This is a genomic window from Streptomyces sp. BE20 (assembly GCF_036322525.1).
In the GTDB taxonomy this organism is placed as follows: Bacteria; Actinomycetota; Actinomycetes; order Streptomycetales; family Streptomycetaceae; genus Kitasatospora.
This window is the reverse complement of record NZ_JAQYWW010000499.1, coordinates 1-1,877: the sequence shown is the minus strand read 5'-3', so window position 1 is coordinate 1,877 and position 1,877 is coordinate 1. Positions and strand designations below refer to the sequence as shown.

At 76.7% G+C, this 1,877-nt stretch carries 1 protein-coding gene; it reads left to right on the top strand.

The features are described from left to right. Positions 1-37: 37 nt before the first annotated feature. A partial coding sequence (locus PUR61_RS07210; RefSeq protein ID WP_329876842.1) for a polyketide synthase dehydratase domain-containing protein occupies positions 38-1,877 on the top strand: 1,840 nt, incomplete at its 3' end.

Genomic DNA, 1,877 nt, shown 5'->3' with positions numbered 1-1,877 from the left:
CGCGATCCCGTTCCTGTCGACGGTGGAGGGCCGGTGGTTGGAGGGTCCTGAGCTGGACGGCGGGTACTGGTACCGCAACCTGCGGCAGACCGTGCGCTTCGCCGAGGCGGTGGACACGCTCGCCGCGGAGGGGTTCCGGGCGTTCGTGGAGGTGAGTGCGCACCCGGTGCTGGCGCACAGTCTGGTGGAGGCGCTGGAAGAGGCGGTCCAGGCTCCGACGGTGGTGACGGGCACGCTGCGGCGTGAGGACGGTGCGTGGGACCGCGTCCTGCTCTCGGCCGCGGAGCTGTACGTCCGCGGGGTCGGGGTGGACTGGTCGACGGCGTTCACCGACGCCGGCACCCTCCGGCCCTCCGAACTCCCCACCTACCCCTTCCAGCACGAACGTTACTGGCTGGAGACGCGTCCCACCGCCGACGTGGGCGCCGCCGGGCTGGCACCCGTCGGGCACCCGCTGCTGGGTGCGGCCGTGTCGCTGCCGGAGGGCGGGTCGGTGCTCACCGGCCGGCTGGAGCAGCGGGACCACCCGTGGCTCGCGGACCACGCCGTCGCCGGGACCGTCCTCGCCCCGGGGGCAGCGCTGCTGGAGCTGGTCTCGCGGGCCGGTGACGAGGCGGGCGCCCCCGCCGTCGACGAGCTGGTGATCGAGGCTCCGCTCGTCGTCCCCGAGCGCGGTGCCCTGCACCTGCACGTGCGGGTCGACGCGCCGGAGGACGACGCGCCCGATGCCCGGCGGCCGTTCGCCCTGTACTCGCGGCCCGAGGGCGGCGAGGGGGCCTGGACGCGGCACGCCAGCGGCTTCCTCGGCGGGGAGGCCGGGCCGGGCGCCGCGGCCCCCGGCCCGTGGCTTCCGGCGGGTGCGGAGCCGGTCGCGCTGGACGGCTTCTACGAGCGGCTGGCCGAGCGGGGCTTCGTCTACGGTCCGGCGTTCCAGGCGCTGCGGGCCGCCTGGCGGCACGACGGCGAGGTGCACGCCGAGGTGGCGCTGCCCGCCGGCCTGGCCGCCGCCGGCTACGGGATCCACCCCGTGCTGCTGGACGCCGCGCTCCAGGCCACCAACTTCCTGGCCGTCGCCGAGCCGGAGCCGGGGCACGTCCTGCTGCCGTTCGCCTGGAACGACGTGGCCCTGTTCGCGTCGGGGGCCACCGCCCTGCGGGTGCACGCCCGGCAGACGGGTCCGTACGCGTTCTCGCTCGTCCTCACCGACCCGGCCGGACTGCCGGTGGCCTCGATCGGGTCGCTGTCGCTGCGGCAGGTGCCGGTCGACCGGCTCACCGCCCTCGGGGCGGCCGGGGCCGAGCACCTCTACAGCGTCGCCTGGGCGCCGCTCGCCCCGGTCGCGGAGGCCGGGACGGCCGTCCCGGCGGTGCTGGACCTCACCGGCGAGCCGGCCGTCGGGCCCGAGGGCGCCCGCGCGCTGCTCGGCCGGGTCGCGACCTTCCTGCACGACGGGCTCGCGGATCCTGCCCGGGCCGGCGAGACGCTGGTCGTCGCGACCGGGCTGCCCGACGCGGACCCGGCGGTCAACGCGGTGTGGGGGCTGGTCCGTTCCGTCCAGCACGAGCAGCCCGGCCGGGTCCTCCTCCTCGGTGGCGAGGGAGCGGCGTTCCCCGCCTCGGCGGTGGAGCCGTCGGCCCTGGGGGGCCTGCTGGCGTCGGGTGAGTCGCAGGTGGTGTGGCGTGACGGTGGCGCGGTGGTGCCGCGCCTGGTGCGTGCGGCCGTGTCCGGGTCCGTCGGGGTGTTGGATCCGGCGGGGACGGTGTTGGTGACGGGTGGGACGGGGACGTTGGGCGGGTTGGTGGCTCGGCGTCTGGTGGAGTCGCACGGGGTGCGTCATCTGTTGTTGGTGAGTCGGCGTGGTGGTGCGGCGCCGGGTG